Source organism: Streptomyces sp. NPDC005302 (assembly GCF_040607345.1).
Classification (GTDB): Bacteria; Actinomycetota; Actinomycetes; order Streptomycetales; family Streptomycetaceae; genus Streptomyces.
Window position 1 is genome coordinate 22309 of the sequence record NZ_JBEXGN010000041.1, and the last position, 6236, is coordinate 28544.

Consider the following 6236-nt stretch of genomic DNA (forward strand, 5'->3'; position numbering starts at 1 on the left):
GCTCCCGGCCCCGGGAGCGGTCACGGGAAGACGGCGGTGCGGACCGGGACATCGGCCGGCCGCGGAGCCGGAGCGGGGGAACGGAGGAACTGGGGAACGGGGGAACAGGGGATCGGGGCAGGCGAGATGTCGATACTCCGCTTCCGGCAACGGCCAACACCCGCAGCTGGGGTCCGCGTTGGAGGCCTGACCGCCTGACCGCCTGACCGCCTGACCGCCTGACCGCCTGACCGCCTGACCGCCTGACCGCCTGACCGCCTGACCGCCCGCCGTTGGCCCCGGACGCGTGGACGCATGTACGCGCGAACGCCGCACGGCGCGCCCCGGGGTCGGGAGCGCGCCGTGCGGCGTTCGTGTGGTGCGGGCCGGCGGTCGGCCGGTCAGCAGGCCTCCTGGGGGACGTTCGCCTGCGACCGGTCGGGCGCGGACGCGGGAGCAGGGGCGGCCACGGGCGGGGCGGCGGTACGGCGGGACGGCAGCGGCAGCCGGCCCTCGGCGAGCGCGAGCGCGGCGATGACCACGGCGCCGCCCACCGGCACGTTCCACGTCACGGACTCGCCGAGGGCCGACGCTCCGACGATCACGGAGAACACCGGGACCAGGTAGTTGACACCGGAGGCCGTGGTGGGACCGGCGTCCGCGATGAGCCGGTTCATCAGCACGAAGGCGATACCGGTGGACGCTCCGCCGAGGACCAGGAGCGACAGCAGCGGGCCGGTCGTCAGCTCGCCGGGCAGGTCCCAGCCGATGGTGAACGTGGTGATCACGCCGGTGATGACCATGGCGGAGGTGAGCTGCGCGGCGGTCACGGCGAGCGCCGGGATCTTGTGCGGAGCGATGAAGCGACGCAGGTAGACGAAGCTGATCGCGTAGCTGACCGCCGCCCCGACGCAGGCCAGTTGGCCGCCGAGGGAACCGAAGCCGTGGGTCCGCCAGGGCCCGACGACGACGATCAGGCCGACGAAGCCGACCACGAGGCCGGTGACCTTGCGGGCCGTGGGCTTCTCCGTACGGATGGCGAGGGCGGCGAGACCGAGGGTGACCAGTGGGGTGGCGCCCTGGATGACACCGGCGATGGTGGCGGTGGTGTGCTGCTCGCCGACGGCGAAGAGGGTGAACGGCACGACGTTGCCGAACACCGAGGCGACGACGATGTGTCCCCACACCTTCCGGTCCGGGAGAGCGCCCTTGGTCACGGCGAGGATCACCGACACGACGAGGGCGCCCACGAGGAGTCGCCCGAAGGCGAGTTGCAGGGGCTCGAAGGCGTCGAGCGACACCTTGATGAAGGCGAAGCTGCACCCCCAGAGGGCGGCGAGCAGGCCGAAGCGGGCCCAGTTGACGGGGTTCATGTGATGACTCCTGGAAGTTGTCGAACGGTTGGGGGACGGGGGACGGGGGACGGGGGACGGGGGAGAGGGAGGTCAGGGCTCGTCGACCTCGAACTGGTCGTACTTCTCCATGAGCGCCACCATCTCGGCCCGGGTCGGGACGTTTCCGTCGGCCAGGAGTTCCGCCAGGCTCGTGAAGTAGCCCTCGCGGTTCTCCGCCGGCGTGAAGATGATCAGCATCTCCGCCGGGGCGTCGCTCTCGTTGCGGAAGCCGTGCACCGCGTGCTCGGGCACGTGCAGGAGATCGCCCGCGTGTGCCGTGTGCCAGTTCGTGCCGTCGTGCACGGTGACCTCTCCGCTGAGGACGTAGAACGTCTCGGAGATGCGCGTGTGGTAGTGCGGGGCCGCTCCGGCGGCGCCGGGGAGCATGTGGTGGTGGAAGATGCCGAGCCGGCCGTCGGTGGTCTCGGCCAGTGCGATGTACCGGGTGGTCGTCGTCTCCCCGATGCGGACCTTGACCGCGTCGCCGAACCTCTTGAGCGTGGAGACCAGGAGCGTCACGAGGCGTCCTCCCACATGCTCAGGTAGCGCTCGCCCGTGTCCGGCAGGACGGTGACGACGGTCCGGTCGCGGTACTCGGGGCGGGCCGCCACCAGGTGAGCGGCGTGCACGGCCGCACCCGACGAGACCCCGACGAACAGGCCCTGGCCGGACGCGAGTTCACGGGCGGTGCGCAGCGCGTCCGTGTCGCTGACCGTGATCACCTCGTCGATCAGGGAGACGTCGGTCGTCGGGGCGACGAACCCGCCGTTGAGGCCCGGGATACGGTGCCGTCCGGGCTGTCCGCCCGACAGCAGCGGGGACCCCAGCGGCTCGACCGCGACGATCCGTACGCCCGCGTCCCGCTCCTGCAGGTGCCGGGCTATGCCGGTGAGCGTCCCGCCGGTGCCCACCGCGCAGACGAGCGTGTCGACGCGGCGTCCGGTCGCGGTGAGCGCGGCGGTGATCTCCGGCCCGGTGGTGGCGTAGTGCGCCTCGACGTTGTCCGCGTTCTCGTGCTGGCAGGGGAACCAGGAGCCCGGGGTGGCCGCGTGGATCTCCTCGGCCTTCTCGATCGCGCCCGGGTAGCCGCGGTCGGCGGGGGTCTGGACGACCTCGGCACCCAGCGCCGCGAGCAGCCGGACCCGCTCGGTCGTCGCGTTGTCGGGCAGGACGATGACGCAGCGGTGGCCGCGGGCGGCCGCGAGGGCGGCGAGCGAGATGCCGGTGTTCCCGGAGGTGGCCTCGACGATGGTGCCGCCCGGCGCGAGATCGCCCCGGGCCTCGGCCGCCTTGAGCATGTACAGCGCCGCCCGGTCCTTGCTGCTGGACATCGGGTTGGCCGCCTCCAGCTTGGCCAGGATCTCGGCGCCCGCCGCGAGTCCGTCGAGCCTGAGGCGGACCAGGGGGGTGAAGCCCACCAGGTCGTCGATGCCGTCGGCGACGGCCGGCCGGACCAAGGGCGGTCGGGAGGTGTGGGGTGCGAGAGTACGCATGATGTGATTCCTCGTCAGTTCTGGTCCGGTGGATGGCGGTTGGGCCTGCGGCCGTGGGGAGGTGCCGGAGACGTGGGGCGTGGCGCCGGGCTACCAGGAGCCGGCCGAGGCGATGCTCGCGATGACGTCCTCGGACGGGCGGCCCCGCTTGCCGGTCGTCGCGGTGGCGGCCAGCATCCGCGTCCCCTCCGGGACGTCCTTGTTGACCAGGGCCTGCGCGCCGATGACGGCGTCGTCGCCGACGGTCACCGGGCCCAGCACGGTGGCGTTGGTACCGAGGACGACGTTGCGGCCGACCACCGGATGCCTGCGGGCGCCCTGCGGACGGTTGTTGTCGCTCCACCAGCCGACCGCGCCGAGCGTCACCTGGTGGTAGATCGTCACGTCGTCGCCGACCGTGCACGTCTCGCCGATGACCACGGCGGCTCCGTGGTCGATGAACACACGGCGGCCCAGCACCGCCCCGGGGTGGATCTCGACGGCGGTGAGCCGCCGTGCCCAGCGGGCCAGCAGCCGTGCCGCCATCCGGTGCCCCCGGGTGTGCAGCCGGTGGGCGACCCGGTGTGTCCACAGCGCGGTCAGCGCGGGGTGCAGCGCCGCCTCAAGCCGGCCCCGTACGGAGGGGTCGCGCTCGACGACGACGTGCAGGTCCTCGCGCATCAGGCGCAGCAGACCGGTACCGGTGAGGTCGGGGGCGGTGGCGGTCGGCACGGCTCGGCCGGCGTCCGCACCGGCCCGTCGGAAGGGCAGGACAGAGGCGGGCTCCTGGGATGTGGCGCTCACGGGGGGCTCCAGTCGGGGGAAGGGAGGCGGCCGCGGAGGGGTCCGGGACGGGGTGGGGGGCGCTTGTGCTCCCGGCGGAGCGAGGGGGATCCTGACGGCCGCCGTGCTAGGTCGAGGTCCCGGACAGAGCCTGCCTCGCCCCGTTCCCGATCCCTTCCCGGCCGGTTCCCCGGTCACCGGTCCACGAGAGCCGCGATCCGGCCGGGGCCGGGAACGCACGGGGAGGGATCCGGGAACGGCCGCCGGGACACTCCCGTCGAGCGCCGCTCCGCGCCGGGACGCGTGGGGCACGACCAGGAGATCCGGTCCGGCGCCCTTATGCGCGAGGAAGCAACCACCTATGTACGAACTACCAGTTGTCCGGGGCACGTGGGACATCGGCGGGCATCACGCCCGTCCGGTCCCGCCCGCCGTCGAGGAGACGAGGAGCCAGCCATGAGTGCGACGGCCGACCGCCACCGAGAGCCCGATCCTCCGGAGAGTGCTCCGCAACGTCTGCTGCTGCTCTGTCCCTCACCCCGCCTGGTGCGCGCGGCCGTCGCGGCCGGGTTCGCCGTACGGGTGCTCACGGACGGCCTCCCGCCCCACGACGCCCCGCCCGAAGTGCCGGTGGAACACGTCGACATCACGGACGAGAACGCCCTCGCCGAGGCGATCGAGAGGTCGGCCCGCGTCCACGGGAGCCAGCGGCTGCTGGCCTGCGCCGGCACCGCCGAACTCCCCGCGGCCGCCGGGACCGCGGCCCGCCTCGGACTGACCCCCAACCCGGCCGACGCGGCCCGGCTGCTCGGCGAACCCGCGGCGATGCGGGCCCTGCTCAACGGCAGCCGGCACTCGTACGTCCCGGCCGCCCGGGCCCGTACGGCGGAGGAACTGCCCGCCGCCGTCGAGGAGATCGGCGCGCAGGTCACCGTACGCACCCTGCCCGCCTGCTCGGGGATCGCCGGCCCCCGGGACGGGACGGCCGGCGAGCGCTCGTATCTGGTGGAGCAGTATCTGGAGGGCCCCGAGTACGGCGTCGTGACCCTCACCGTCGACGGCATGCACCGGGTGGTGGGTGTCGTGGCCCTGCACGGCGCCTGGCATCCGAGCAGTCACCTCTTCCCGGCACCCCTGGGGGAACGGGACGAGGCCGAGGCGCGCGCGATCGTCACCGAGCTTCTCGACCTCGCCGGTTACGAGTTCGGCTACGCCTACACCGTGGTCGTCCTGACCGCCGACGGCCCCCGCGTGGTGCGTTCCCGGGCCGCCTGGCCGGACGAGCCGCTGGCCTCGCTGATCGAGCTCGCGACGGGCTTCGACGCCGACGAGGAGCTCGTCCAGGCGCTCGCCGGGAAACCCGTGAGCGTACCGGCCGCCGACCGGTACGCGGCCGTCGCGTCCTACCGGCTTCCCACGGGACGGCTGCTGTCGGTGTCCGGCCTGGAGGCGGTCTCCGAACTGCCCGGCGTCCACCGGGTGCACTTCCCGTACACGTCCGGGGACGACATCCCCGGCCACGGCTCGGGCGCGGAGGGACACGTGATGCTGAGCGCGGAGTCGACGCAGCAGGCCGCCGAGACGGTCACCGCGGTCGGACGTCTCCTGCGCGCGGAGGTGAGCCGGCGACCCGACCACATCTGAGCCCGCCGCCCCCCGTGCGTCCGGGGGGAACCCGTTCCCGAAGACCGCCCGTTCGGCCCGCGAGGGTCGGGCGGGCGGTCTTCTTCGGCGCCGCCGAGAGGTGCGAAGACCGTGGCCCGAGCACCGCCGATGCCGTTCCCGGGCGCTTCCCCGTCATGCCCGACAGGGCGGTAACGGACGCGGAACGGGCCGGGAGCGCCGGACGCGACCTTTCTTTCTGTCAGCACCGCACCGCGACGACAGAAGGCGGACATCATGATCAGCAAGGGCTTCGGAACCTCGGCGGGCTTCTTCGCCTACGCGGCGATCACCCTGGCCCTCGGCGCCGGTATCGCCGCCGGCGCGACGGCCGCGGGCCCGGTCTCGGACGAGGGTCCGAACGCCGTCCTCGGCATCTCGCTCGCCGGGCACCCTGCCTCGGACCACAGCCTGTTCCTGGCCCCCGCCTCCGACGAGGGCCCGAACGTGATCACGGCCGGAACGACCGGTGACGAGGGTCCCAACATCGCCGCCGCTGCCGCCGGGGACGAAGGCCCGAACGTCGTCGCGGCGGGCGTCCTGGGCGACGAGGGCCCGAACGTGACAGCCGCCGGCGCGCTGGGTGACGAGGGTCCCAACGTCGTCGCCGCCACCGTCGCGGGCGCCGACGGAGACGAGGGCCCCAACGTGGTCGCGGTCTCCGCCGAGGGCGACGAGGGCCCGAACGTGATCACGGCCGGTGCGGACGGTGACGAGGGTCCCAACGTGGTGGCGGCCCGGGCGAACGGGGACGAGGGTCCCAACGTCATCGCCGCCTGAGCGTGCGGTGAACAGCCCGAGCGCCGGGTCCACCGGTCGCCGCGTCCGCCTCACCCGCCGAACCGCGCACCCCATGCCGATGCCCGCCGCGAACAACGGCGGGCGGCGGCCTGGGGGGGGCGGGCCGGCGCCCCCCCCGGCACCGGGCGCCCGGGGCCCCGCGGGC

Annotated in this window: 6 protein-coding genes; 2 read left to right on the forward strand and 4 right to left on the reverse strand. The window is 73.7% G+C overall.

Annotated features, from left to right (window positions below; translation table 11 throughout):
• Positions 1-380: 380 nt before the first annotated feature.
• The 4 genes from ABZT74_RS33925 to epsC form a co-directional block, all read right to left on the reverse strand.
• Positions 381-1352: a DMT family transporter gene (locus ABZT74_RS33925; protein ID WP_356441235.1), complete on the reverse strand. Its 972-nt coding sequence runs from the start codon at positions 1350-1352 to the stop codon at positions 381-383.
• 72 nt (positions 1353-1424) lie between these two features.
• Positions 1425-1892, reverse strand: coding sequence for a cupin domain-containing protein (locus ABZT74_RS33930; protein WP_355871079.1), 468 nt, complete (start codon positions 1890-1892; stop codon positions 1425-1427).
• Positions 1889-2866: a cysteine synthase family protein gene (locus tag ABZT74_RS33935; protein WP_356441238.1), complete on the reverse strand. Its 978-nt coding sequence runs from the start codon at positions 2864-2866 to the stop codon at positions 1889-1891. The genes ABZT74_RS33930 and ABZT74_RS33935 overlap by 4 nt, the downstream gene beginning before the upstream one ends.
• Positions 2867-2956: 90 nt before the next feature.
• Complete coding sequence (gene epsC, locus ABZT74_RS33940) at positions 2957-3526, reverse strand: serine O-acetyltransferase EpsC (protein WP_356164605.1); 570 nt, start codon at positions 3524-3526, stop codon at positions 2957-2959.
• Between the two features lie 558 nt (positions 3527-4084).
• On the opposite strand from epsC, the gene ABZT74_RS33945 reads away from it, so the two are divergent.
• Together ABZT74_RS33945 and ABZT74_RS33950 are read left to right on the forward strand one after the other, a co-directional pair.
• A complete protein-coding gene (locus tag ABZT74_RS33945; protein WP_356441241.1) occupies positions 4085-5272 on the forward strand; it encodes a hypothetical protein in 1188 nt (395 codons plus the stop codon).
• 255 nt (positions 5273-5527) lie between these two features.
• Positions 5528-6070, forward strand: a complete 543-nt coding sequence (locus tag ABZT74_RS33950; protein ID WP_356441244.1) for a hypothetical protein — start codon at positions 5528-5530, stop codon at positions 6068-6070.
• The last annotated feature ends 166 nt before the right edge of the window (positions 6071-6236 follow it).